This window comes from Streptomyces anulatus (assembly GCF_014650675.1).
GTDB classification, from domain to species: Bacteria; Actinomycetota; Actinomycetes; order Streptomycetales; family Streptomycetaceae; genus Streptomyces; species Streptomyces anulatus.
In genome coordinates this window covers 68,399-94,653 of sequence record NZ_BMVK01000013.1, presented here as the reverse complement: position 1 = coordinate 94,653, position 26,255 = coordinate 68,399, and the positions used below count along the sequence as shown (strand labels likewise).

Here is a 26,255-nt window from a genome sequence, read left to right as displayed (position 1 = left end):
AGACCCGTGGGTCTTGAGGTGCGTGGGAGATGTTTCGTTTTTTCAGGCCCTGCTGAGCAGGGCCTTTTTTCTTGATTCTCTTCGCAGTAATGTGCCTGCCCCATTACTGCATTCGAGCAGGATCTCTCCGCTGATCTTTCGGCGTTGGGGGGAGAGCGATCAATTCTCTTCCCGCCCACTGTTTTGATCAGGTTCCGCTCCCTACAATCCGTCCACGACTTGAGCGCTGAGCGTCAAGGAGGACGTATGGCGGAGTTCTTCACCACCCCAATGGCAGCACTGACGCAAGAATCCGCGTTTTCCGACCGACCCGTCTCCCTCGCGGCGGCGGTACTCACCGACGGCAACCGGCTGATCGTCATCGTGGTGGCGGTCGTCGCCGTCGCCGCGCTGATCGTCGCCCAGCTGCTCGTACGCCAGGTCCTGGCGGCCGGCGAGGGCACCGAACGCATGAAGGAGATCGCCGCGGCGGTCCAGGAGGGCGCAAACGCCTATCTGGCCCGGCAACTGCGCACGGTCGGTGTTTTCTCCGTCGTCGTGTTCTTCCTCTTGTTCCTGCTGCCTGCCGACAACTGGTCGCAGCGCGCCGGGCGTTCCCTCTTCTTCCTGGTGGGTGCGCTTTTCTCGGCGGCGACCGGATACATCGGCATGCGGCTCGCCGTGCGGAGCAATGTGCGGGTGGCCGCGGCCGCGCGTGAGGCGACCCCAGCGGAAGGGGAACCGGAAAAGGATCTCACCGCTGTCTCGCACAAAGCGATGAAGATCGCTTTCCGTACCGGTGGCGTGGTCGGAATGATCACGGTGGGACTCGGTCTGCTCGGGGCCTCCTGCGTGGTGCTCGTCTATGCCGCCGACGCGCCCAAGGTGCTGGAGGGATTCGGTCTCGGCGCGGCGCTGATCGCCATGTTCATGAGGGTCGGCGGCGGGATCTTCACCAAGGCCGCGGATGTCGGCGCCGACCTGGTGGGCAAGGTGGAGCAGGGCATCCCGGAGGACGACCCGCGCAACGCCGCCACCATCGCCGACAACGTGGGCGACAACGTCGGTGACTGCGCGGGCATGGCCGCCGACCTCTTCGAGTCGTACGCGGTGACGCTCGTCGCCGCGCTCATCCTCGGTACGGCCGCGTTCGGCGACTCCGGTCTCGCCTTCCCCCTGATGGTCCCGGCGATCGGTGTCGTCACCGCGATGATCGGAATCTTCGCGGTGGCCCCGCGCCGCGCCGACCGCAGCGGGATGACCGCGATCAACCGCGGCTTCTTCATCTCCGCGGTGATCTCGCTCGCGCTGGTGGCCGTCGCCGCCTTCACCTATCTGCCCTCCTCGTACGCCGAACTGGGCGGGGTCACCGACGAGGCGATCGCCGGGCACGGTGGCGATCCGCGGATCTTCGCCCTGGTCGCGGTGGCCATCGGCATCGTCCTGGCCGCGCTCATCCAGCAGCTCACCGGCTACTTCACCGAGACCAATCGCCGCCCGGTCCGGGACATCGGAAAGTCCTCGCTCACCGGCCCGGCCACCGTGGTCCTGGCGGGCATCTCCATCGGCCTGGAATCGGCCGTCTACACCGCGCTGCTGATCAGCCTCGGCGTCTACGGGGCGTTCCTGCTGGGCGGTACGTCGATCATGCTGGCGCTCTTCGCGGTCGCGCTCGCCGGGACGGGGCTTCTCACCACGGTGGGCGTCATCGTGGCCATGGACACCTTCGGGCCGGTCTCGGACAACGCCCAGGGCATCGCGGAGATGTCCGGGGACGTCACGGGGGCCGGAGCCCAGGTGCTCACCGACCTGGACGCGGTCGGCAACACGACCAAGGCCATCACCAAGGGCATCGCCATCGCCACCGCCGTCCTCGCGGCGGCGGCGCTCTTCGGGTCCTACCGCGACGCCATCGCCACAGCGGTGGACGAGGTCGGGGCCGGGGCGGGCGAGCTGGGGCTGAGCCTGGACATCTCGCAGCCCAACAACCTCGTCGGCCTGATCCTGGGCGCCGCGGTCGTCTTCCTGTTCTCCGGACTGGCCATCAACGCCGTGTCCCGGTCCGCCGGAGCCGTGGTCTACGAGGTCAGGCGGCAGTTCCGCGAGCATCCCGGGATCATGGACTACTCGGAGAAGCCGGAGTACGGGCGCGTCGTCGACATCTGCACCCGTGACGCCCTGCGCGAACTGGCCACGCCGGGCCTGCTGGCGGTCCTGGCGCCGATCGGGGTCGGCTTCACCCTCGGTGTCGGCGCCCTCGGCTCGTACCTCGCCGGCGCGATCGCCACGGGCACGCTGATGGCCGTCTTCCTCGCCAACTCCGGCGGCGCGTGGGACAACGCCAAGAAACTCGTCGAGGACGGCCACCACGGCGGCAAGGGCAGCGAGGCCCATGCCGCGACCGTCATCGGCGACACGGTCGGCGATCCGTTCAAGGACACGGCGGGTCCGGCGATCAACCCGCTGCTCAAGGTGATGAACCTGGTCGCCCTGCTCATCGCCCCGGCGATCGTGCAGTTCAGTTACGGAGCGGACGCGAATCCCTGGGTGCGGGCGCTGGTGGCCGTCGTCGCCATCGGGATCATCGTCGTCGCGGTCTACGTCTCCAAGCGGCGCGGCATCGCCGTCGGCGACGACGACGCCTCGGGGGACGGAGGCCCCTCGATCCCCGCGCCGGATCCCGCGGCGGCCCCGTGAGGCGTACGTAGCGAGCTGCGCCGGGCGCGCGTAGCGGTGTGACGCGTGGTCAAGGAAAGGGCGGGCGGTGCGTGCTGACGTGCCGTCCGCCCTCGTCCGTCTCCTCCGCGCCCCCTTCCGTCGTCGTCCGTCGTCGTCCGGTGTCGTCCGCGTCGGCGGGGTCGATGATCAGGAGCAGCCTTTCGGATGAGTGACCGATCGCGTGTCCGATTCTCCGCGCGAGTGGCATCTCCCTCATTTCCCTTGGTGCAAATGGCTTCAAAAGCATGCACACCGGATGACCGGCACCCGGCTGTCGTCCCCTCGGCGTGTAAGTTCCGGGGCCGAGAGCCTTGGAAGGGACCAATCCGGTGAACAAGAAGCTTGCAGCCGCACTGTCCGGCGGTGCGGTACTCGTACTGACGCTGTCGGGCTGCAGCGACGACAGCGACAACAAGGTCAACGACTGGGCCAAGAAGGTCTGCGACCAGGTTCAGCCGCAACTGCAGAAGATCGCCAACGCCAACGCCTCCATCCAGCAGCAGACCGCGGACAACAGCAAGCCCGCCGACGTCCAGAAGACCGACTCGGCCGCCTTCCAGCAGATCTCCCAGGCGTACAAGTCACTGGGCGCCGCCGTGGACTCGGCCGGCCCGCCGCCGGTCGACGACGGCGAGACCACGCAGAAGGAAGCGGTGAAGGAGCTCAACGCCTCCTCCAAGGCGTACGCCGACCTCAAGACCGAGGTCGACGCGCTCGACACCAAGGACCAGGCGAAGTTCGCCGACGGACTGAAGGGCATCGCCGACGAGCTGAACAAGATCAGCACCAGCGGTGACCAGGCTCTGAAGAAGCTCCAGTCCGGCGAGGTCGGCGTCGCGATGTCGAAGCAGAAGGGCTGCCAGAAGCCGACGGCTTCGACCGGCCCCTCCGGCTCCGCGGCGGCCGGCTCCGACGCCTCCACGGAAGGCACGGACGCCGACAAGAAGGATGCGACGGAGCAGGACGCGACGGAGAAGGACTCCGCGGACAAGGACTCCGCGGAGAAGAAGGGCTGAGCGCCGTTCTCCCGGCCCGGACACCCGGTGGGTGCCCGGGCCGCTGCCGTTGTCGGTGGGAGCGGACACAATGGGTGGGTGAGTAAGAGCAGCCTTCCCGCACCCGACCACGCCGCCGCCCTCCGTGAGGCCCTGCTCGCCGCGGACTTCACCGCGGACGGGCTCCTCGACCGCCTCGGCGCGCCCGCCTATGCCGCCCTCGCCCGCAGCGAGACGGTCCCCGCCCTGCGGGCCACCCGGGGCGACACCCCGCTCGACACGCTGGTGCGGCTGTTCCTTCTGCAGCGCCCCGTCGCCGAGGAGCGGGCCCGTGCCGCCCTGCCGCTCGCCGAGTGCGTCGCGGACGGCTGGGTGAGCCGGGCGGACGGGACGGTCCGTGCGGGCGTCGACGTACGGCCGTACGGGGGGCCGGACGGCGAGGACTGGTTCATCGTGTCCGACCTCGGGTGCGCGGTCGGCGGTGCGGGCGGGATCGGTTCGCGCGAGGAGGGCGTCGTCCTCGGTGTCGGCGGGGCCTCCACCACCCTCGCCGGGATCACCGTCCGGACGCCGGTCGCCTCGGCCCTCGACCTCGGTACGGGCTCCGGCATCCAGGCGCTGCACGCCGCCCAGCACGCCACCCGGGTCACCGCCACCGACCTCAACCCCCGTGCCCTGGAGTTCACCCGGCTCACCCTCGCCCTGTCCGGCGCCGCCCCCGCCGACCTGCGCGAGGGCTCGCTCTTCGAGCCGGTGGGCTCCGACACGTTCGACCTGATCGTCTCCAACCCGCCCTTCGTCATTTCGCCCGGCGCCCGCCTCACCTACCGGGACGGCGGCATGGGCGGCGACGACCTGTGCCGCACGCTGGTGCAGGAGTCCGGCGACCATCTGAACGAGGGGGGTTACGCCCAGTTCCTCGCCAACTGGCAGCACGTGGAGGGCGAGGAGTGGCAGGACCGGCTGCGCTCCTGGGTGCCGCAGGGCTGTGACGCCTGGATCGTCCAGCGCGAGGTCCAGGACGTCACGCAGTACGCCGAGCTGTGGCTGCGGGACAGCGGTGACCACCGAAGCGACCCCGCCGAGTACGCCGAGCGGTACGAGGCGTGGCTCGACGAGTTCGAGGCGCGGGGCGCCACGGCCGTCGGATTCGGCTGGATCACGCTGCGGAAATCCGCCGCGGCAGCGGCCGGGAACCCCTCGATCGTCGTCGAGGAATGGCCGCACGCGGTGCAGCAGCCGCTCGGACAGGCCGTCCAGGAGCACTTCGCCCGCCAGGACTACCTCCGCGACCAGGACGACGCGGCGCTGCTCGCCGGACACTTCGTCCTCGCCGCCGAGGTGGTGCAGGAGCAGGTCGGCATGCCGGGCGCGGAGGACCCCGAGCATGTGGTGCTGCGTCAGCACCGCGGCATGATGCGGGCGACCAAGGTCGACGCGGTGGCCGCCGGGTTCGCGGGCGTGTGCGACGGCTCGCTGCCCGCCGGACGGATCCTGGACGCCATCGCGCAGTTGATGGCGGAAGACCCGGTGCTCCTGCGCGACCGCACCCCGCAGGCGATCAGGCTGCTGGTCGAGGAGGGCTTCCTGGAACCGGCGCCCGGCGCCGTACCGCAGGGCCAGTAGGGCGCCGAGGGTTCGGCGGTCGCGGAGCCGGTAGGCCGCGGAGGAACCCGAGGGTGCGGAGGCTGTGGGCCAGTAGGCCGCGGAGCCAGTAGGCCGCGGAGGGGACCTGAGGGTTGGGAGGCCGCGGAGGTACGGCGGCCGGTGACCCGGATGCCGTGTCCGTACGACCGTGATCGCGACCGCTTCCCGTTCCGGTACGGAGTAGGAACGCCCCCCGGTCGGGCGGTGTCGTCCTTGTCACCAGTGGGTTCCCGCTCGGCCCGCTCTCCGACGCGCCCGGACCGCACATTCCGGTCGTATGCGGCCCAGGGTGCCCCGTATACGGCCGATGGTGTTCCGCCGGTCGGCGGGGGAGTGCTGTTCACCCTGGGTTCGTGTGGGCGATGCCCCGGGGTGACAACCTCCCCGTGCCGGACCGCCGAGGTCCGGCTCCGGGACCGGTCGGTCCGCCCCGGGTGGTTCGCCACGACGGTCCAGGAGTACGACATGGAGAGCGTCTCAGCAGTCTTCGCCGGCACGGCCCTGGCGCTGTTCGGGGCCGCCCTCCTGATCTGGACCGGGGCGCGAGCCCTGCACCGCGCGCCGGTGGCGCACGGTGTGAGCCCCGTCGCCTCCACCGCACTCACGACCCTCTTCGGCGTAGTTTTCCTCGGCCTCGGCGTGTGGTGCTTCACGCTCGTCTGATCCCCGCCCCCGGCAGGGCGGCGCCCGGGCCGACAGGTTGCCCGGCGGACACCGCGACCACCTCCGAAAAGACACTGGCCAAGCCTCCGCGCGGCGCGGACCCGGCGGTCCGGGCGGCAGGAATGGCGGAAGTCGGGTTACCGTTCGAGTGGCCGTTGCGGGCTTTTGCCGTTTGACACGGGGGCGGGTTGTACCGTCACACTCCGCAGCGACAGCACCGCGGGCAGCGTCATGACGCTGCCCGGATGCCCATCGAGTGTCGACCGGAGAGAAGAGCGAAGTTGTCCCCGACCAGCGAGACCGCACAGGGCGGCCGCCGACTCGTCATCGTCGAGTCGCCTGCCAAGGCGAAGACGATCAAGGGCTATCTCGGCCCCGGATACGTCGTCGAGGCGAGCGTCGGGCACATCCGCGACCTCCCGAACGGCGCGGCCGAGGTCCCGGACGAGTACACCGGCGAGGTACGCCGCCTCGGGGTGGACGTCGAACACGACTTCCAGCCCATCTATGTCGTCAACGCCGACAAGAAGGCCCAGGTCAGGAAGCTCAAGCAGCTGCTGGCCGAGTCCGACGAACTCTTCCTCGCCACCGATGAGGACCGCGAGGGCGAAGCCATCGCGTGGCACCTGCAGGAAGTCCTCAGGCCCAAGGTCCCGGTCCACCGGATGGTCTTCCACGAGATCACCAAGGATGCGATCCGGGCCGCCGTGGCCAACCCGCGCGAGCTCAACCAGCGCATGGTCGACGCCCAGGAGACCCGCCGCATCCTCGACCGCCTCTACGGCTACGAGGTCTCGCCGGTCCTGTGGAAGAAGGTCATGCCGAAGCTCTCGGCGGGCCGCGTCCAGTCCGTCGCCACCCGGCTCGTCGTCGAGCGGGAGCGCGAGCGCATCGCCTTCCGCTCCGCCGAGTACTGGGACCTGACCGGAAAGTTCGCCACCGGCCGCACCGGTGACGCCTCCGACCCCTCGACCCTCACCGCCCGCCTCAGCGCGGTCGACGGCCGCCGCATCGCCCAGGGCCGCGACTTCGGCCCCGACGGACAGCTGAAGGCCGGCTCCGCCCAGACCCTGCACCTGGACGAGACGAACGCCCGCGCCCTGGCCGCCGCGCTCGCCGACTCCTCCTTCGCGGTCCGGTCCGTCGAGTCGAAGCCGTACCGCCGCTCCCCGTACGCCCCCTTCCGGACGACGACCCTCCAGCAGGAGGCGAGCCGCAAGCTGGGCTTCGGGGCGAAGGCGACCATGCAGGTGGCGCAGAAGCTGTACGAGAACGGCTTCATCACCTATATGCGTACCGACTCCACGACCCTCTCGGACACCGCGATCTCCGCGGCCAGGGCCCAGGTCACGCAGTTGTACGGGGCGAACTACCTCCCCGAGAAGCCGCGTACGTACGCCGGGAAGGTCAAGAACGCGCAGGAGGCGCACGAGGCGATCCGCCCCTCCGGCGACCGCTTCCGCACCCCCGCCGAGACCGGCCTCACCGGCGACCAGTTCCGGCTCTACGAGCTGATCTGGAAGCGGACCGTCGCCTCCCAGATGAAGGACGCGACCGGCAACTCCGTCACCGTCAAGATCGGCGGCCGGGCGAGCGACGGCCGGGACGCCGAGTTCTCCGCCTCCGGCAAGACAATCACCTTCCACGGCTTCATGAAGGCGTACGTCGAGGGCGCGGACGACCCGAACGCCGAGCTGGACGACCGTGAGCGCCGGCTGCCGCAGGTGGCCGAGGGCGACGCGCTGTCCGCCGACGAGATCACGGTCGACGGGCACGCCACCAAGCCCCCGGCCCGCTACACCGAGGCCTCGCTGGTCAAGGAGCTCGAAGAGCGCGAGATCGGCCGCCCCTCCACGTACGCCTCGATCATCGGGACCATCCTGGATCGCGGTTACGTCTTCAAGAAGGGCACGGCGCTCGTCCCGTCCTTCCTGTCCTTCGCCGTGGTCAACCTGCTGGAGAAGCACTTCGGCCGGCTCGTCGACTACGACTTCACCGCCCGCATGGAGGACGACCTCGACCGCATCTCGCGGGGCGAGGCCCAGTCCGTGCCGTGGCTCAAGCGCTTCTACTTCGGCGCCCAGCCCGGTGACGACACCGCCGGGATCGGCGCGGCCTCCGACGCGGGCAACGGCGACGGCGACCACCTCGGCGGGCTGAAGGCCCTGGTCACCGACCTCGGCGCGATCGACGCCCGGGAGATCTCCTCCTTCCCGGTCGGCAACGACATCAAGCTCCGCGTCGGCCGCTACGGCCCGTACATCGAGCGGGGCGAGAAGGACGCCGAGGGCCACCAGCGTGCCGACGTGCCCGAGGACCTGGCCCCCGACGAGCTGACCGTGGAGCTCGCGGAGGAGCTGCTGGCGAAGCCCAGCGGCGACTTCGAGCTGGGCGCCGACCCGGTCAGCGGCAACCAGATCATCGCCAAGGACGGCCGCTACGGCCCGTACGTCACCGAGGTGCTGCCCGAGGGGACGCCGAAGACCGGCAAGAACGCGGTGAAGCCGCGGACCGCCTCCCTCTTCAAGTCCATGTCCCTGGACACGGTCACCCTCGCCGACGCCCTCAAGCTGATGTCGCTGCCGCGCGTCGTCGGCGAGGACGCCGAGGGTGTCGAGATCACCGCGCAGAACGGCCGCTACGGCCCGTATCTGAAGAAGGGCACCGACTCCCGGTCGCTGACCTCCGAGGACCAGCTCTTCGACATCACCCTCGAAGAGGCCCTCGCGATCTACGCCCAGCCCAAGCAGCGCGGCCGGGCCGCGGCCAAGCCGCCGCTGAAGGAGCTCGGCACCGACCCGGTCAGCGGTGCGCCGGTCGTGGTGAAGGACGGCCGCTTCGGCGCGTACGTCACCGACGGCGAGACCAACGCGACGCTGCGGACCGACGACAGCGTCGAGGACATCACGCCGGAGCGCGGCTACGAGCTGCTCGCCGAGAAGCGCGCCAAGGGGCCCGCCAAGAAGAAGACGGCCAAGAAGGCCCCGGCGAAGAAGGCGACGGCCAAGAAGACGGCCGCGAAGAAGACGACGGCCACCAAGACCACGGCCGCCAAGAAGACCGCGGCGAAGAAGACGACGACGGCCAAGAAGGCGACGACCGCCAAGACGGCCGCCAAGAAGACGACGACGGCGAAGAAGACGGCTTCGGCCTCCTCCTCCGCCCCGTCGGACGACTGACCCCGTCGCGCGGATCGCACCAGGCCGCCCGGTACCTCGATCCCCGTGATCCAGGTGCCGGGCGGCCTGGTGCGTGAGGGGGCCGGGCCGGGCGGTGCGTGAGCGGGCCGGGCGGCGGTGTGCAAAAAAGGTCTCGCGCACCATGGCCGGAAGCTGTCTGCGTCCATATGTTCGGACGGGCCGACGGTCACCGCACCGCTGCCGATAGGCTGGGCGGATGACGCGAGCCGAGCAGCCAACGGTCGTGAGCCCCACCTCCGACACACTTGCCGCAGACTCACGCGAGCGCGCCGTACGGGCCCTGTTGCGTATTCCCCCGCTGAAGCGGTTGTGGAGCGCCCAGCTCGTCGGCGGTATCGGCGATGCACTCGCCCTTCTCGTGCTGGTCCTGCTGTCGCTGCAAGCGGCGGTCCTTGAGGGCTCATTCGGCACCGGATACCGCGGGGCGGCCTTCGCCGTCGCCGCCGTCTTCGGTGCCCGGATCCTTTCCACCCTGTTCTTCGGAGCCGTACTCCTGGGGCCCCTGACGTCCCTCACGGGGCCCGGCGGAAAGCTGGACCGGCGATGGCTGATGATCGGGGTGGACGGGCTGCGCCTGGCGCTCCTGGTCGTCGCCCCGCTGTGGATCGACTGGACGCCCGACAAGGCGCTCATGATGATCCTCATCACCGTCTTCGTGACCGGCGCCGGTGAGCGCCTGTGGGCCGTGGCCAAGGACAGTGCCGCCCCGGCGCTGCTGCCCGCCCCGCCCCTCGAAGGTGCGGCCGTACGCCCCCTGCCCGACCACCTCGACGCCCTGCGCCGCCTTTCGCTGCGCACGAACTTCCTCGCCGTGCCCGCCGCCGCGGTGGTCCTGCTGGCCGCCACGCTGGTCGGCAACCTCCTGGGCTCGGGCCTGGAGTGGTTCTCCTTCCACCAGGCGGCCCTGGGGTCCTACGTCGCGGCCGGGCTCTTCTCCGCCTCCATCTCCACCCTGTACTTCCTTCAGTTCCCGGCCACGCAGACGCCCCGGCCGCGCTCCCCGCTGGAGGGCCTGCGCCGCCCGGCCACCGGCAACGGCCCCGACAAGGGCCGCACCGGCGCCGTCCCCCTGCTGGTCGCGGTCTGCGCGGCCCTCGCCGGAACCGTCGCCGCCGCAGCGGCCGTCTCCGTACTGCACGCCTACGACCTCGGCGGCGGGCCCGCGACGTTCGCGCTGCTGGTCCTCGGACTGACCGGCGGCACCGCCCTCGGCATCCGCACCGCGCGCCACGTGCTCCCCACCCTGTCGCGCCGCCGCCTGCTGGCGATGGCCACGACCGTCACCGGCCTCGCGCTTCTCGCGCTCGGCCTGGTGCCGGACACCGCGACCGGGATCGCCATCGCGCTGCTCGCCGGTTACGCCGCCGGGGTCGCCGCGAACACCGGGCACACCCTGATCGACCAGGAGACCGAGGCGTTCCGGCAGGCCCGGACCACCGAGCACCTCCAGGCCGTCGTCCGGGTGCTCGTCGCGCTCGGCGCGGTCGCGGGCCCCCTGCTGGCCGCCGCGATCGGACGGCACCGCCTGGTCGCCGGCGACTTCGTCTTCGCCCACGGCGGGGCCGCGTTCACCCTGATGCTGCTCGGCGCGCTGCTGCTGCCCGTCGCCGCGCTCGTCCTCGCCAAGACGGACGACCGGGCGGGCGTGCCGCTGCGCCGGGACCTGCGCGAGGCGCTGCGCGGCGGCGACCCCGCGGTCGCGCCCGCCGCCACCGGCTTCTTCCTCGTCCTGGAGGGCGGCGACGGAGCGGGCAAGTCCACTCAGGTCGAGGCGCTCGCCGACTGGATCCGGTCCAAGGGCCACGAGGTCGTCGTGACCCGCGAGCCCGGGGCGACCCCCGTCGGCAAGCGGCTGCGGTCGATCCTGCTCGACGTGTCCTCCGCGGGTCTGTCCAACCGGGCCGAGGCCCTGCTGTACGCCGCCGACCGCGCCGAGCACGTCGACTCCGTCGTCCGCCCGGCGCTGGAGCGCGGCGCGATCGTCATCTCCGACCGTTACATCGACTCCTCCGTGGCCTACCAGGGCGCGGGCCGGGACCTGGCCCCGACCGAGATCGCCCGGATCTCGCGGTGGGCGACGAGCGGCCTCGTACCGCATCTGACGGTGCTGCTGGACGTCGACCCGGCGACCGCGCGGGAGCGGTTCACCGAGGCGCCGGACCGGCTGGAGTCGGAGCCCGCCGAGTTCCACGAGCGGGTGCGGTCCGGGTTCCTGACCCTGGCCGCCGCCGACCCGACCCGCTATCTGGTGGTGGACGCCGGCCAGGAGCCGGAGTCGATCACCACGGTCGTACGTCACCGGCTCGACCAGCTCCTGCCGCTCTCCGAGGCCGAGATCGAGGCCATCGAGGAGGCCCGGCGCCAGGCCATCGAGGAGGCCAGGCGCAAGGCGGAGGAAGAGGCCGCCCGCAAGGCCGAGGAGGAGCGCCTGGAGAAGGAGCGCCAGGAGCAGCTCGCCAGGCTGCGCGCCGAGGAGGAGGAGCGCAAGCAGCGCGAGCTGGAGGAGGCCCGCCGCCGCGAGGCCGAGCGCCAGGCGGAGGAGGCCCGGCAGCGCGCCGAGGAGGCCCGCCGCCGCGCCGAGGAGGACCGGCTCCGGCTGGAGGCCGAGGAGCGGGTCCGCGAGGCCGAGCAGGAGCGTCTGCGCAAGCAGGCCGAGGAGGAGGCCCGGCTCCGCAAGGAGGCCGAGGCACAGCGCCTGGAGAAGCAGCGCAAGGCCGAAGAGGCCCTGATGCGCGCCGAGGAGGCCCGTCGCCGGGCCGAGGCCGAGGCTGCCGCCCGTACGGAGGCGGCCCGGGCCGAGGCCGACCGGGCGGAGGCCCGGCGTGCGGAGGAGGCGCGGGCGTCCGGCACCTCCCGTACGGAGACGTCCTCCCCGTCGTCCTCGTCCTCGTCCTCGTCGTCGGCCTCGCGGTCGTCCTCCCGGTCGGAAGGCCCGTCCGTTCCGGAGAACGAGCTCACGGTGCCCACGCCGATCGTGAACCCGAACGAGATCACGCAGCCGGTCCCGGCGGTCCGGCCGGAGGACGACCGTCCTTCCGGATCCGGTACGGGCACGGGTGCACGTTCGGGTTCCGCTCTCGGGGACGACGAGACGGCGATGCTGCCGCGCTACGCGGACCAGCGGCCGGCGGACCGGCCGCAGGCCCGGGAGGCGGACGAGACGGCCGTGCTGCCGCCGGTCTCCGCCGATCAGCCCTCCGACCGGGTGCCCCAGGGCTTCTTCCGGGACGAGAGCCCGGCGTCCTCGCCCGCGGAGAGCGAGAACGAGCGCACCCGGGAACTGCCGCAGGTCGAGGACCCGAACGCCGGGGAGACCCCGGACCGGCAGCAGGGCCGCCGCAAGCGCCCCCGCCCGGACTGGGCGGAGGAGACTCCGCTGGACGATCTGCCGACCCTGGCGGACGAGCTGCTCGGGGGCCAGGAGGACGACGGCCCCGCACGCCGGGGACGCCGCCCGCGCGGCTGACGCCCCCCGCCCCACCGCCGACGGTGAAGTCCCGGCCCGTCCGCCCCTCCCGGGGCGGGCGGGCCGGACTGTCAGTGGCGTCCCCCACAATGGAGAGCGACGGGACGGACGGCCCACCGTGCCCCCTCCGTCCTCCCGCCGAACGACGCTCGAACGCCACCGCCGCACCACAGCACGGCACGACACCACCGGAAGGGCGGTGACCCATGACCGTATGGGACGACCTGGTCGGACAGATCCGCGTGCAGGAACAGCTCGCCGCCGCCGCCAAGGACGCCGACGCCCTGGTCACCGCCGTGTCCGACGGCAAGCCGCTGGACCAGGGCTCGAAGATGACGCACGCCTGGCTGTTCACCGGACCGCCCGGTTCCGGCCGGTCCACGGCGGCACGGGCCTTCGCCGCCGCGCTCCAGTGCACGAGCCCGGACCGGGCGCTGGGTGGCGTACCCGGCTGCGGGTTCTGCGACGGCTGCCACACCAGCCTGATCGGCACACACGCCGACGTCCAGATCATCCGTACGGATCTCCTCTCCATCGGCGTGAAGGAGACCCGCGACCTGGTCCGGCGCGCCCAGCTCTCCCCGGCGGTCGGCCGGTGGCAGGTCATCGTGATGGAGGACGCCGACCGCCTCACCGAGGGCGCGGGCAACGTCCTGCTGAAGGCCGTCGAGGAGCCCGCGCCGCGCACGGTCTGGATGCTGTGCGCCCCCTCGCTCGAAGACGTCCTGCCCACGATCCGCTCCCGCTGCCGGCACCTCACCCTGAGCACCCCGCCGGTGGAGGCGGTGGCCGACGTCCTGATCCGCCGCGACGGCGTCGACCCCGAGCGGGCGCACTCCGCGGCGCGCGCCACCCAGGGACACATCGGCCGGGCGCGCCGTCTCGCGACGGACGAGCGGGCGCGGGCGCGGCGGGCGGCGGTGCTGAAGGTTCCGCTGCGGGTCGCCGACGTCGGCGGCTGCCTCAAGGCGGCCCAGGAGCTGATCGACACGGCCACCGACGACGCCAAGCAGATGGCGGAGGAGGTCGACGTCAAGGAGACCGAGGACCTCAAGGCGGCGCTCGGCGGGGTGGCCGGGGGCCGGATGCCGCGGGGTACGGCGGGGGCGATGAAGGAGCTGGAGGACAAGCAGAAGCGCCGCAAGACGCGTACGCAGCGGGACAGTCTCGATCTGGCGCTGACCGAGCTCACCGGGTTCTACCGGGATGTGCTGGCGCTCCAGCTCGGCTCCCGGATCGCCATCGCCAATGTCGACGTGCAGGACTCCCTCGACCGGATCGCGGAGTCCTCGACGCCCGCGCAGACCCTGCGCAGGATCGAGTCGGTGATCGCCTGCCGGGACGCGATGGACCGCAATGTGGCGCCGCTGCTCGCAGTAGAGGCGATGACGATGGCGCTGCGGGCGGGCTGAGAGGATCCCGCAGTGGGCCCTGTTCACCCGAATGAGCAGGGAATCGGACGACTCGTCACCCGGCGGATACGCTCCCTGAATGGATACCAGGCGGCTGCTCCGCACCTTCGCCATCGGGATCGGCACTGCCGGCCTCCTCATCTCCGGCTGCAGTGGCAGCGGCTCGTCGCCGAGCGCTTCGGCCACCGGCACCGCGGCGCCCGAGGGGCTGTCGTCCTACTACGCGCAGAAGCTGAGCTGGCGCGACTGCGGGGTGGAGGGGTTCGAGTGCACGACGATGAAGGCGCCGAAGGACTACGACAAGCCGGACGGTGGAGACATCGAACTCGCTGTCTCCCGTAAGAAGGCCACAGGACCGGGCGAGCGGATCGGCTCCCTCCTGGTGAATCCGGGCGGCCCCGGCGGCTCCGCGATCGGCTATCTCCAGGGGTATGCGGCACTGGGCTATCCGGCCCAGGTGAGGGCCCGGTACGACATGGTGGCGATCGACCCGCGCGGCGTGGCCCGCAGCGAGCCCGTCGAGTGCCTCACGGGACCCGAGATGGACGTCTACACCCAGGTCGACCAGACGCCCGACGACGAGGCGGAGGTCCGGAAGCTGAGCGCGTCCTTCGAGAAGTTCGCGGCGGGCTGCGAGAAGCGGTCCGGTGAGATCCTCCCCTACGTCTCCACCGTGGACACGGCCCGTGACATGGACGTCCTGCGAGCCCTGCTCGGCGACGAGAAGCTGAACTACGTCGGAGCGTCGTACGGGACCTTCCTGGGCGCGACCTACGCGGACCTCTTCCCGGAGCGGGCCGGCCGCCTCGTCCTGGACGGGGCGATGGACCCCTCGCTGAAGGCGGTCGACATGAACCGCGACCAGACGGCGGGCTTCGAGGGGGCCTTCCAGTCCTTCGCCGCCGACTGCGTCGAGCAGCCGGACTGCCCGCTCGGCACCACGTCCACCGCCGACGCGGCGACCGCGCTGAAGCAGCTCTTCAAGGACCTGGACGCCAAGCCGATCCCGACCGGCGACGACCGTGAGCTGGGCGAGTCCCTGGCCACCACCGGGGTGATCGCCGCCATGTACGACGAGGCGGCCTGGCCGCAGCTCCGCGAGGCGCTGGCGGGCGCGCAGCGGAGCGACGGCTCCGGCCTCCTGTCCCTCGCCGACGGCTACTACGAGCGCGGGCCGAACGGGAAGTACGCGAACCTGATGTTCGCCAACGCCGCCGTGAACTGCCTCGACCTGCCGCCCGCCTTCGACGGCCCCGACGCGGTCGAGAAGGCGGTCCCGGACTTCGAGAAAGCCTCCCCGGTCTTCGGACGCGGCTTCGCCTGGGCCTCCCTGAACTGCGCCTACTGGCCCACCGAGGCCACCGGCACCCCGCACCGCACCGAGGCGAAGGGCGCCGACCCGATCGTGGTCGTCGGCACCACCCGCGACCCGGCCACCCCGTACAAGTGGTCCCGGTCCCTCGCCGAGCAGCTCTCCTCGGGCACCCTGCTCACCTACGAGGGCGACGGCCACACCGCGTACGGCCGGGGCAGCGACTGCATCGACACGGCGATCAACACGTACCTCCTGGAGGGCACTCCGCCCGCCGACGGCAAGAAGTGCACCTGACCCCCTGCCCCTCCGACCAGCCCTGACCAGCGCAAACACCTCCGGGGGTGCCGTGTGCGGAGCACCCCCGGAAACTGTGTAGACTTGGCTCCGCTGCTGATCGCACCATAGTGCGACAGGGCGCGCCGCCTTAGCTCAGTTGGCCAGAGCAACGCACTCGTAATGCGTAGGTCTCGGGTTCGAATCCCGAAGGCGGCTCCATTCGAAGCCCAGCTCAGACCTCTCTGAGCTGGGCTTCTTTGGTTCAGCGGACGCGGCGGCGACGCCGTGAGCGTTCCGCGCGGCTGCCGGGGGTCTCACTTCTGGTCTCAGACGGGCCCGTGGAAGGCCCCGGCGCGAAGGCGTTGCCCATGCGGAGCATGGCGTCCTTGGAGAGGGCTGAGCGCCCCTTCACGTAGCGGCGGGTCTGGCTGATCTGGGTGTGGCGGAGGATCTCCATGGTGGTCGGCATGTCCACCCCCAATTCGTTGAGGATCGTGCCGGCGGTGTGGCGGCTGCCGTCGTAGAGCCGCCGATCGCTGATCCCTGCCTCTTCAAGCAGTTCCTTGAACTCCTCCCAGTCCGCCCGGGGATCAATCGGCCGCCCGTCCGGGCGCGTGAACACTGCGTCGCACTCCTGCCACTCCTCACTGGCCGCCGCCCGTTGGACTGTCTGCTGCTCCTTGTGTTCTTGGAGATAGGGGATGAAGGGGGCGGGGATGGGGACGGCGTTGCGGCTCTTCTTGGTCTTGGGCCGGGTGAAGGCGAGCCCGCCACCCTTCCGCTCTGGACAGGTGCTGGCGTGGCGGGTGCAGCCCTTCGGGCACGGCTTCGGGCAGCCGCGCTTGTAGCCCTTGTGCGTGGTGCAGTCCGCTGGGCAGGGATCGAAGCGGTGCAGGCGCTCGCCGCAGAGGTGCGGGGCGGCGCAGCCGTGCCGCCAGGTGAGGCGCTGGAGCTGCCACTGCGGGTGGAACAGTTCGGCTTCCAGGTCCACGTACTTCCACCGGAGTCCCAGGCTCTCGCCCTGGCGGAAGCCCATGCCGATGCCGACGAGCCAGCGCATGAAGGTGGGCCGCTTCGCCGCAGCGAGGAGGAAGGCTTTGGCCTCTTCCATGGTGAACGGGTTCGCTTCGGTCTCGTCGACGGTGGGCGGGTCGACGAGGGTGGCGACGTTTTCCACGATCATCCGGCGGCGGTGGGCGATTTTCAGGGCGCGGGAGAGGATGCGGTGCACCTTGAGGACGTGGGACGGGGCGTGGCCGGCGTGGAGCATGTCGGCGTAGCAGCGTTCCAGGTGCTCGGGCTGGAGCTTGTCGATCCGGTGCTGCCCGAGGCCGGGGATGATGTCGTTGCGGGTCTTGGACCAGTAGTCGTCCAGGGAGCGGGGCTTGAGCTTCAGGCTCGCGATGGTGGTCAGGTAGGTCGTCATCCACTGCTCGACGGTGGGCTTGCGTCCGGCGACGGGTGCCCGGCCCTCGTCACGGAGCTTCTCCAGTTCACGGACCTTGCGCTTGATTTCAGGCTCGGTCCTGGCACGTCGGTGGCGGCGGTCGGGGCTGCCGTCGTTCTTGGTGCCCATGGTGACGCGGCCGTGCCACCAGCCGTCGCTGCCGAGGTAGATGGATGATTCGAGGTTGGCCTTGCGGGGGCTCATCGTGCTCCTTGCGCGCCGAAGCGCGGGCCGGAGGATGTCTCCGGCCCGCGCTTCGGGGTCATGGTCAGTGGGTGGTGGTCTCCGACGGCATCTCGGCGACGAACGCCTTCAGGACGGTGACCTTGATGCGGCGGCAGCGACCCTGCTTCACGTACGCCAGGACTCCGTCGGCCATCAGCTCGTAGACGGTGGACCGGCCGAGCCGGAGAGCTTCGGCGGCTTCCTCGGGGGTGTAGAGAAGGGGCTCGATGACTCGCGTGGCGGTACTCAAGGGAACATGCCTCCTCGGCGGCGGTGCTGGGGGCTCCCTGCCCCCTTCCTGTCAGGTCCGCTACCTCCGCTACCTGCGCTACCGCCCTGGTCAGGGGCCTGATCGTGGTAGCGGATGGGGTAGCGGTAGCGGATGGATGCCGCTACCGGCCCCGCCCCGTGGTGGGGTGGGGCCGGTAGCGGGTAGCGCTCAGGTAGCGGAGGGGAAGAGGGTTGCCGCTACCGTTTCCGGGTCGCTGACCTGCGCGGTAGCGGAGGTAGCGGAGGTAGCGGCTCCTGAGGGGGGTGGGGGGCAGTACCGCTGCCAGGCGTCGTGGAGATCGGCGGCGTAGTAGCCCTTGAGGACCGTTCCGGCGGTCTTGATGTTGCGGGCCTTGACCGGGGTGTTGTCCTCGGTCATGTACTCCCCGAGCATCTTCGCCAGGCCCCGGGAGTCGAGCGGCCGTCCGCTCATGTCCGCCCACGGTGCTTCGTCCAGCGCGCACAGCCGGTCCAGGATCGCGACGGTCGGCAACCGGTCGATGCCCGCCATCACGTGGTCCCGCAGATCGGTGAGCAGCCGGATACCGACACTGCCCTTGTCGTCGGCGCGGGCGGCGTTGACCAGCTCCAGGCAGGCGGTGCGGGCGCGTTCGGGCCAGTCGCCCCCGGCCGCGTCCGCGACGGACAGCAGCGGTTCCCACACATCCGCCGGCCGGTCCGTGACACCTTCCGGCATCTCGGGCCAACGTCCGGCGATGTCCTCCCGTACGGTGTCGGCCCACTGAGCGAGCCGCTCGCGCAACGCCTGCCCCTCGGCTTCGTGGAGCCTGGCCCGGAAGGGCTCCACGGTCTCATTCCGTGCTCGGCGGCGCATGCGGATGATGACGGAGCGGGTGGTGATGGTGTCGGGCAGGTAGCCGAGACCAGCGACGGCAACGGCGGTGTAGGAGGGAAACTCCACCACCGTCTGATTGCCCCCGTCCCCGATGCACCGGTAGGTGACCCCGGAGCGGCGGTGACCGGCGTTGAGGAAGCCACGTAGCTCCTCGTTATCCCCTGCCTTGGGCCCGAAGACGGTATCGATCTCGTCGAACAGGATCGTCGGGCGCCCAGCCGGATCGGAGACGGACCGGAACAGTGCCGCGGCCCGGGCGTTCACGGCGAGCATGGGACGCGGCACCAGGGTCTCCACCACTTCCAGGGCCCGAGACTTCCCCGACCCGGGTTCGGGGGAGAGGAAGGCGAGGCGGGGGGTGGAGTCGAACGCGTCCAGCAGGTGCGCGTGTGCGTCCCACAACGCCACGGCGACGTAGGCGGCTTCGCGGGGGAAGACGTTGAAGCGGCGGTGGAAGGCTTCCACCTCGTTGAGCAGCGCCGCACCGTCGATGGGCGGGTTAGGGGTGTTCATGCGGCGTTCCTCCGGTGCTGCTCGGTGTGCGGGCAGTGGTCGACGCGGGCGCGAGAGGTCAGGGCGCTGACGGCGTTGCGGCCTCGGGCTTGTTCGTGGTGGCCGCAGGCGCAGAGCGAGTCGGCGACGGGGATCTGGTTGCGACCGAGCCCCCGCACCGTGAGACCCGGGCGGATGCCGGTCACCGTGACCGTGTGCGGGTCAGGGAGAACAGCAACGGGGACGCCCTGACGGGCGACGACCTTCGCCGCGCCACTGCCGGACCTGGCCGGGGCCGGTTCGGCGGAGCGGGGGCCGGTGGTGGTCGGGGTGAGGCTCTTCAAGGCGGAGCGGGGAGGTGTGTTCATGCTGTCCTCGCCTGCGGGCTGTTGCGGGCGATGGACCAGTTCAGACCGCTGCGCACGGTGGACTGGCACTGGCGAGCGGACAGGCCGGCCGACTCCCCTGCCTCCTGAAGAGCCTCCTCGACCACCGACCGGTCCAGGTCGCCCCACGCGATGAACCGCCCCAGAGCTCGCGCCGCCGACAGCAACGTGCAGTCGCGCTCCCCGGTCGGCGCGGCCCGCACGGTCGCGGTCTCCGCCCGCAGCGCCGCCACCGCGTACCGGGACGCCCGGGGAGAGGCAGCTACGGCCGACAACTTCCGGGATGCCTGGCGTGTTGTCAGGAGCGCGTGCAGCCAGTCCGGGAGCGGGATGGGGGGTGTGGGGTCGGTGACGGTGTAGGGGCCGATGGCGGTGAAGCTGCCAGCGGCGACGACGTAACCGCCGTGGGCGCGGGTGTCGATGAGCTTGCCCAGTCGGCCCGCGCTGTTCCCCAGCCTCATCCCGCGCGGGGTGGTGAAGTACAGGTGGTGCCCGCCGGACGCGGTCCGGGTCCGGTAGGTGGTGGGGACGGGCTGCCCGGCGCGCTCGCAGAGCGCCTTAAAGGTCGTCACGCCGTGAGGCGTGTCCGTGCTGCTGTTCCGCTTGGGCATGTCGAGGTCGATGACCAGCAGCCCGGACGGGCCGGTGGCGATTCCGATGTTGAACGGGCGGTCGGACCAGGCCCGGCGGATGCGGTCCGGGTCGGTGGTGGCCCGGTCCTCCCACTTGCGGTGACCGCCCGCACAGTCCCCGATCAGCGGGCAGACCGCCTCGCCGTGGAGGGCGGGGCGCTTGTCCGCGGGACGGAGCGGGAAGACGTGCCAGCCGTACTCAGCAGCCTGTAAGGCTGCGGAGAGCATTGCGGTTGGTACGTGATGCGTCATGCTGGAGGTCTCCAGTTCTGTGAGAGGCACTGGCAGACGAGGGCGGCCCCAGGCTTTGGCGAGACGGGGGCCGCCCTCGGTCGTACCTGAGGCGGGTTGGCGGGGCGGGTCGCTACTGGGTGATGTTGGAGCGGGAGAGCATGCCGCGTGCGGTGGAGGTGATCTCGGTCCGCTGTACGACGGTGCCTTCGTAGACGTTGGTGGTGGAGGCGGAGCGGGCGCGGGCGACGGCGGCTCCGGCGGCGGTGATGACGGCGGCGAGTCCGGCGAGCGGGAGGGTCACGGTCAGCACTCCCATGAGCGTGACGGAGGCCAGGCCCTGGAGGGCGAGCCAGGCTCCGCACCCGAGGCCGGTGATTCCGGCGCCTACGCCGATGGAGGCGACGGCGACTCCGGCCGCCCACTGCGGGACGATCCGGGAGTCGGGCTGCGCAACTGGGGCCGCGGTGCCGTACGCCGGGGTCGGGTTGGGGTCGCGGTAGCTGGTCGGTGTGGGGGCCGGGGCTTCCTGCCGGTAGGCCTCGTGGATCAGGCGGGCGGCTTCGGCGGACGCTTCGGCGGTGCTGAGCGGTCGGCCGGCAGAGGGGCCGGGGTTCTGGGGGTGGGCGGTCACGGGCTCTACCTCCGTGGGTGTCAGGGCCGGTGCGGGCTGCACCGGGACCGGCCCGTGGTGCCTGGTGTCAGGGGGGTGTCAGGCGGAGGCGTCAGGGCGCGTGACACCCGCTCCCGCCTAGGGGTTTGGGTGTCACGCGCCCGTGACGGTGTCAGGTGTCAGGCGGCGGCCAGAACGGGCACGATCCGCCACCGGCCGGTCTGGTTCGTCGGCTCAAGGCGGCCTTCCATCGCGGCGTCCTTGAGGCGGGCGGAGACCCACGGGCGGCTGTAGCCGTTGGCGTCGCACCAGTCCATGAAGTCCTTCGGTCCGACGACCATCTGTCCGGCCGTCTCGAACTCGTCGAGCGCCCGGGCGAACAGCTCCCGCGCCTCGTCCGGGGACGGCTTGCGGCCGGTCTCGGCACCGAACAGCGGGGTGTCGTCACCCTGCTCGGCCGCGGGGAGATCCTGCTCCGGGTCCATCGCCGCATCCTCCGCGTCCAGTGCCTGGCCGGTCATCACGTCGTCGTCCTGCTCCGGCATTCCGGTCTGCCCCTGCTCGTCGGTACGGGCACGGTCGGTGTACGCGCGGCCGGCCACCGCCGCGGCAGCCTTGCTCGTGATCGGGTCGGCCTTGGCGCCGTTGCGCACGGCCCACTGCGCGAGCGTCTCCATGATGGACACCGCCCGGGGGGTGAACTGCCGGGTCCGGCCCGGGGAGGCGTACCGGTCGGGGTCGATTCCGCCGGCCACGGCGTAGCAGTAGCCCGGCTTCCGGTTGCCCCACGCTCCGGGGTGCGCACCCTGGTCGATGACGGACTCCGGCAGGGAGAACCCTTCGTCGCGCGGGTCGCAGCCGAGCGCGATCACGGCGGGGAGGGAGGCGCGGGTGCTCGTCGACATCTGGTCGTAGGACGGGCGCTGGAGGGACACGATCAGCGAGCAGCCTGCCGAGCGTGCCTCCTGCGCGATGCCGGTGAACGCGTCGTCTCCGAGCGCGCGGAGCGTGTTCGCGGCCTCTTCCATCCACGCGACCATGTACGGCATCCCGGGGCAGCCGCACGCCGTGCGGTCCGGCCGGCAGGAGTGCGCCGGGTCGGTCTGCTTCTCCGCGGCCTGCACCGACCACTGCCGGTAGGAGTGCTTGCCGAGCCACCCGGTCCGGGCGGGGATGACCTGCTGGAGCGCCTCGACCATCGCCTCCGTACCGGCGCCGCCCTCAACCGCCCAGTCGTAGGCGGGCAGCAGCGGCCGGAAGTCCTGGAACGCCTTCGGGTCGGACAGCCACATGATGACGTCGCTGCGCGACAGGATCTCCGTCTGGAGGTTCAGCGCGGCGTCGCCCTTGCCGGACCCGGTACCGCCCGCGATCAGGAAGTGATTCGCGTTCCGTCCGACTGTCGGGTCTCCGGGCAGCCACACCATCAGCGGGGAGCCGTCGTCGTACCGGCCGAGGATGAGCGGGTCCGTGATCGAGCCGCCGGGCAGCGACGGGCCGTCGTACTCCTGCACTTCGGTCAGCATGTCCTTGGGGACGATGACCAGCTCACCGCGGCGCGCTGAGTCGGGGTCGGGCTGGAAGCGCACCGCGGACTGCGGGAGGTCCAGCGCGGACGCGATCCGCACCAGAGCCTTGGCCACGTCGTCGGTGGTCTGCTCTCCACCCTCAAGGGCGATCTTCGCGGTAACCCGGTTCGGCTCCACCTCCGTGCGCCCGATCATCGCCTTGGCCAGACCGACCTTCTCCAGCAGCCCCTTGTCCCCGGACCCGGTGGCCGCGCCGCTCTCCGTCGAGCGCAGCGCCATACGGACGTTCCAGGACAGGGCGAGCACCGCACCGCCCATCAGGTAGGTGTCCGGGAGGATGCCGGAGAGCGGACCGGCCAGAGCGGCACCGGTCATCCACGCGGACCCGGCCGCAACGGTGATCGCGGAGTGCAGGCGACGCTGCGCGCTCGTCTCCCGACCGGCCCACCACGTCGCGCCGGTCAGCGCCACGGCCGACAGGGTCAGCCCGACCCCGGCCGCGGCCGACTCCGCCCACATCAGGTGGGCGCCGCTCCCGGCGACACCGACTCCCGCCATGCCGAGCCACGGCGGCAGGTGCGGCATCGCCCGGTTCAGCAGGTAGACCCCGACACCGCTCCGGGTCCGCGTGGTGCGGGTGGTCGTCTTCATCGCTTCCCTCTCCAGTTCCCGTTCCATGTCTCGTCCGTCCTGATCAACCCACCGGGCGCTCACTGCTGGCCCCACGTCATGCGCGGCTGCGGCGGGCGGCTGCCGCGGGCGCGGTGCGCGTTCAGCTCTCCCTCGTACTCCTGCGAGAAGGTGGCGTAGCAGGCCGCGGCGAGTTTGGCCGCGTTGCGGAGCTCGTCGGCGGCGCGCTGCATCTTCCGGGAGACCTTGAACGCCCGGATCTTCGAGCCGCCGATCCGTCCGTCCGGGTCCGGCACCGTGGCCAGCACCGCCTTGAGGATCTCCGCACCCATGGCCACCTCGAACGAGAGCGTCACGGCCGCGGCCCGGAGGGTGTTGCAGTAGTTGCGGATCTGCGCGGGGGAGTTGAACTCCGGGGCGGGCAGCAGGCTCTGCGACTGCCCACCGCCCCGGGGGCCGGGGACGTTCTTGGTGTTGTTGAACGTGACGTTGATCGGCGGAACGAACGTGCTGCCCATCGCGCCGACGAATCCGCCGGCCGCCGCGCCCGCGGAGGAGAACTTGCTGTCCCGGGTGCTGCTCTGACCGGTGCGGGGTGCTGTCGTCATGTGCGTGTCCTCACTGGTTGGTGGTGCGTCAGGCTGCGTCGTAGTCCGCGTTCACGTCGTGCTGAGGGGTGCGCGCTTCGGCCGCTTCGGAGATCGCGGCGGACACGGCGAGCTGCGCAAAGATTTCGGCCCTGCGGAAGCTGTCGGGAGTGATGGCCCCGAAGCGGGGCGTGTCGCTGGCGATGAGGCGCTCGGCGGCGGCGCGGTATTCGGCGGCGTTCATGAGGGGGTGTCCTCTCGGTTCAGCGGAAGGTCGTGGCAGGTGACGCACATGCCGAGCGAGCGCGGGATGCAGTACCCGGCGTCGAGGCGGCAGGTGGGGCAGGTGCGGCGGGCGAGCATCGCCGCGGCCAGGGCGGCGGCGCGGGCCGGTGTCATCGGGCGGACCGGTTTGGCCCGGTCGACGCGGTAGAGGAAGGCGACCAGCGGAGCCCGCCGGCGGCGTGGGCGGTGGAGTTCGGCGACGACGTCCTGACCACCCGGCCGCAGCCCCAACGCGCGGAGCTGACGGCGGGTAGCCAACCCGTCGGGGGCGAGCCGCCACCGGTAGGAGGGCAGAGTGGCCATCACACGGCGGCGGGTTCGACGGCCCGCAGGTGGGGCCGGAAGGACCCTTCGTCGTCGCGGACGGCGAGGATCTGCTTGCGTCCCCACGACTCGCTCATGCCGAACGCCTCACCGAGCGCACGGGCGCTGAGGGGGCGGCCCGCCTGTGCGGATTCGGCGTACGCACGGCGCGCGTCCTGCCGCATCCGCTCCAGCTCCGCCTCCTCGAACTGCTCCCGGTGCAGCACCTCTTCGGGCGTCTCCTCCTCCGGTGTGCGGAGGGTGTGCGGATCGCTCCCCCGCACAGCTACCGCATCCCCCGTGACCTGCGTGGACGGCTCCGGGGCGGGGGCGTGTGCGGAGGGTTCGGCGTGATCGGCTACCGGGGTCTGAGCGGGGTGTGTGGGGGTGTGCGGGGCGGGTGTGGATTCCTGCCCGTCCGGCACCCGCACAGCCTCGGCGGCGGGGCGGTGGTGCAGCACCTTCGCGACCAGATCGGACCCGAAGAAGATCGCCCCGACCGGCAGCGACGTCGCGATGAAGACGAGTGCGTAGTGCGCGCCGTCCCAGTCTGCGAGGCGAACCATGCCCACCGCCTCGTGCAGAGCGGGGACCAGGCCGTGCACGTAGTTCAGGACCAGCGACGCGGCGGTGTACCCGCCCAGCACCTTGAGGGCGAACTGGCGGTCCTTGCCGACCAGGACCAGAGTGGCGATGAGCGCGAGAGCCATCAGGCCGTCGATGACGAACGGGTAGAAGTTCGCCGCGGTCTCATCCGCACCGATCGCGCGGGCGACGTCGCGGAGCGCGTTCCAGGACACCCGGAACGCCATGCAGACCACAACGACCAGAGCGGCGACCAGGAAGATCTTTCCGGAACGCTTCACGCCGCCACCGCCGCACCGGGGGCAAGGTGGTGCAGCGGGCGCCGGACGCGGCGGGTGCGCCGGCCGTTGGGGCGGGGCTGCTTGAGCGGGAGGGCCTGCATCAGGCTCTCGGCGTAGGCCGCGGTCTCCGGGTCGCTCTCCCGCAGGTCCGCGAGGACTTCACGGGCGACGTCCAGACGGGCCGCCCGGTCCTTGGCGGACTCGGTGGGCGAACCGGTGAACAGCTCCAGGTCGATGCCCAGAGCCAGCTCAACGAACTCGGTCGCGGTAACAGGCTCGCGACCAGCAACGATGGTCTTCATGAGTCGTTCTCTCCCTGTGAAGGTGTGACGGCTCAACAGCGGCCCCGGTGTTCCCGCACCGGGGCCGCGCTGCGTCGTGGTTGGGGTGTCAGGCGGTGGCGGCGACGCGGACGAGTTCGTCCGCAGCCTCGATCGCGGCCCGGCGGTAGAAGTCGAGAAGTTCGCGGTTCTCGGTGTTCCGCAGGGCGTACGTCGCGCCGGCCGCGTCCCGGGCGACCCCGGCAAGGTCGGGGGCCAGGATCGCCAGCGTGGTCAGCGGTGCGGTCAGAGCGGAGCGGGTGTTGTGACTGGCCGCGCGGGCCGCTTGGTAGTCGGCGTCCGAAGCGCCGGACAGCCGCAGGTCCTCACGGACCCACATCGACCGACGGTGATCGGCCAGCGCCACCGTGAGCGCGGTGACAGCCGCGATCCGGTCCCGCCGCTCCTCGTGCTGGCGGACGTCGGCACGGTCGGTGCGGGCGGTGCGCTGCTGGAGCACGTAGGCGGTCACCGAACCCAGCAGGGTTCCCACTACCGCGATGACGCTTCCCCACATGGCAGGTTCCTCTCGTCGGCTGCACCCGCCGCGAGTGCGGCGGTTGTGCGTGCCCCGTGCCGGATTCGATCCGGCGTCGTCGCGGCTCCCGCATGGCGGGCGCGGGGCTTCGGTTCTCCGATTCGCTCGGCGCCACTCGGTCCGGGGAGATCCGAAGTCCCGGACGTCTGGGGTGGTCTGTGCCGTAGCGGTTCTTTCGAGTCGGTGGCGTGTCCCCCATGTGGGGTGTTGGGCCCCGGTGTGACGGGGGCCTCTTCTCGGCCGACTGGTCTCCACTCGCCTCGGCCGGAACGGTCACGGCCGCCGTGCTGCGGTGGATCACGCTGTTGAGTTTTAGCGTGACGGAATCGACCCCCTCCGGAGATTCCGGATCGGGCGATGGCCACAACAAGAGA

21 protein-coding genes and 1 tRNA gene are annotated in these 26,255 nt (G+C 71.3%); 9 read left to right on the top strand and 13 right to left on the bottom strand.

Annotated elements, in window-relative coordinates; translation table 11 throughout:
* Positions 1–246: 246 nt before the first annotated feature.
* The 9 genes from IE272_RS27655 (at position 247) to IE272_RS27615 (ending at position 15,890) form a co-directional block, all read left to right on the top strand.
* Positions 247–2,676, top strand: a complete 2,430-nt coding sequence (locus tag IE272_RS27655; RefSeq protein ID WP_056701654.1) for a sodium-translocating pyrophosphatase — start codon at positions 247–249, stop codon at positions 2,674–2,676.
* Between the two features lie 350 nt (positions 2,677–3,026).
* Positions 3,027–3,713, top strand: coding sequence for a small secreted protein (locus IE272_RS27650; protein WP_190008551.1), 687 nt, complete (start codon positions 3,027–3,029; stop codon positions 3,711–3,713).
* Between the two features lie 78 nt (positions 3,714–3,791).
* The gene (locus IE272_RS27645; RefSeq protein ID WP_073958097.1) at positions 3,792–5,318 is read left to right on the top strand and encodes a DUF7059 domain-containing protein; all 1,527 of its coding nucleotides are present in this window, start codon (positions 3,792–3,794) and stop codon (positions 5,316–5,318) included.
* Positions 5,319–5,804: 486 nt separating this feature from the next.
* On the top strand, positions 5,805–6,002 hold the full coding sequence (locus IE272_RS27640; RefSeq protein ID WP_032791540.1) for a hypothetical protein: 198 nt from the start codon (positions 5,805–5,807) through the stop codon (positions 6,000–6,002).
* A gap of 281 nt (positions 6,003–6,283) precedes the next feature.
* Positions 6,284–9,181: a type I DNA topoisomerase gene (gene topA, locus IE272_RS27635; RefSeq protein ID WP_073740722.1), complete on the top strand. Its 2,898-nt coding sequence runs from the start codon at positions 6,284–6,286 to the stop codon at positions 9,179–9,181.
* Between the two features lie 217 nt (positions 9,182–9,398).
* Positions 9,399–12,668 carry a dTMP kinase gene (tmk, locus tag IE272_RS27630; RefSeq protein WP_190008549.1) on the top strand — a complete coding sequence of 1,090 codons (3,270 nt, stop codon included), beginning with the start codon at positions 9,399–9,401 and terminating at the stop codon, positions 12,666–12,668.
* A 206-nt stretch (positions 12,669–12,874) separates the two neighbouring features.
* Entirely contained in the window at positions 12,875–14,080 is a 1,206-nt protein-coding gene (locus tag IE272_RS27625) for a DNA polymerase III subunit delta' (protein ID WP_050362517.1), read from the top strand.
* Positions 14,081–14,159: 79 nt separating this feature from the next.
* Complete coding sequence (locus IE272_RS27620) at positions 14,160–15,689, top strand: alpha/beta hydrolase (protein WP_073958094.1); 1,530 nt, start codon at positions 14,160–14,162, stop codon at positions 15,687–15,689.
* 124 nt (positions 15,690–15,813) lie between these two features.
* Positions 15,814–15,890 (top strand) — tRNA-Thr (locus tag IE272_RS27615).
* Between the two features lie 43 nt (positions 15,891–15,933).
* Here IE272_RS27615 and IE272_RS27610 read toward each other — a convergent pair.
* The 13 genes from IE272_RS27610 to kilB form a co-directional block, all read right to left on the bottom strand.
* A complete protein-coding gene (locus tag IE272_RS27610) occupies positions 15,934–17,322 on the bottom strand; it encodes a tyrosine-type recombinase/integrase (protein WP_190008547.1) in 1,389 nt (462 codons plus the stop codon).
* A 64-nt stretch (positions 17,323–17,386) separates the two neighbouring features.
* The gene (locus IE272_RS27605) at positions 17,387–17,593 is read right to left on the bottom strand and encodes a helix-turn-helix domain-containing protein (RefSeq protein WP_190008545.1); all 207 of its coding nucleotides are present in this window, start codon (positions 17,591–17,593) and stop codon (positions 17,387–17,389) included.
* 189 nt (positions 17,594–17,782) lie between these two features.
* A complete protein-coding gene (locus IE272_RS27600; RefSeq protein ID WP_190008543.1) occupies positions 17,783–18,982 on the bottom strand; it encodes a DUF3631 domain-containing protein in 1,200 nt (399 codons plus the stop codon).
* The gene (locus IE272_RS38870) at positions 18,979–19,329 is read right to left on the bottom strand and encodes a hypothetical protein (protein WP_229897756.1); all 351 of its coding nucleotides are present in this window, start codon (positions 19,327–19,329) and stop codon (positions 18,979–18,981) included. Before IE272_RS38870 ends, IE272_RS27600 begins: the two co-directional genes overlap by 4 nt.
* A complete protein-coding gene (locus IE272_RS27590) occupies positions 19,326–20,207 on the bottom strand; it encodes a bifunctional DNA primase/polymerase (protein ID WP_229897754.1) in 882 nt (293 codons plus the stop codon). The genes IE272_RS38870 and IE272_RS27590 overlap by 4 nt, the downstream gene beginning before the upstream one ends.
* Positions 20,208–20,343: 136 nt before the next feature.
* Positions 20,344–20,844: a hypothetical protein gene (locus IE272_RS27585; RefSeq protein ID WP_190008539.1), complete on the bottom strand. Its 501-nt coding sequence runs from the start codon at positions 20,842–20,844 to the stop codon at positions 20,344–20,346.
* A 158-nt stretch (positions 20,845–21,002) separates the two neighbouring features.
* Positions 21,003–23,003, bottom strand: a complete 2,001-nt coding sequence (traB, locus tag IE272_RS27580; RefSeq protein ID WP_190008665.1) for a plasmid transfer protein TraB — start codon at positions 23,001–23,003, stop codon at positions 21,003–21,005.
* A 59-nt stretch (positions 23,004–23,062) separates the two neighbouring features.
* Positions 23,063–23,590 carry a plasmid transfer protein TraA gene (gene traA / locus IE272_RS27575; protein ID WP_190008537.1) on the bottom strand — a complete coding sequence of 176 codons (528 nt, stop codon included), beginning with the start codon at positions 23,588–23,590 and terminating at the stop codon, positions 23,063–23,065.
* A 28-nt stretch (positions 23,591–23,618) separates the two neighbouring features.
* Positions 23,619–23,813 (bottom strand): hypothetical protein, encoded by a 195-nt coding sequence (locus IE272_RS27570; RefSeq protein ID WP_190008535.1) that lies wholly within the window; start codon positions 23,811–23,813, stop codon positions 23,619–23,621.
* The gene (locus IE272_RS27565; protein ID WP_190008663.1) at positions 23,810–24,157 is read right to left on the bottom strand and encodes an RRQRL motif-containing zinc-binding protein; all 348 of its coding nucleotides are present in this window, start codon (positions 24,155–24,157) and stop codon (positions 23,810–23,812) included. Before IE272_RS27565 ends, IE272_RS27570 begins: the two co-directional genes overlap by 4 nt.
* Positions 24,157–25,023 (bottom strand): DUF2637 domain-containing protein, encoded by an 867-nt coding sequence (locus IE272_RS27560; protein ID WP_190008533.1) that lies wholly within the window; start codon positions 25,021–25,023, stop codon positions 24,157–24,159. The genes IE272_RS27565 and IE272_RS27560 overlap by 1 nt, the downstream gene beginning before the upstream one ends.
* Positions 25,020–25,325 carry a hypothetical protein gene (locus IE272_RS27555; RefSeq protein WP_190008531.1) on the bottom strand — a complete coding sequence of 102 codons (306 nt, stop codon included), beginning with the start codon at positions 25,323–25,325 and terminating at the stop codon, positions 25,020–25,022. Before IE272_RS27555 ends, IE272_RS27560 begins: the two co-directional genes overlap by 4 nt.
* An 88-nt stretch (positions 25,326–25,413) precedes the next feature.
* Complete coding sequence (kilB, locus tag IE272_RS27550) at positions 25,414–25,860, bottom strand: plasmid transfer protein KilB (protein WP_190008529.1); 447 nt, start codon at positions 25,858–25,860, stop codon at positions 25,414–25,416.
* Positions 25,861–26,255: the final 395 nt, after the last annotated feature.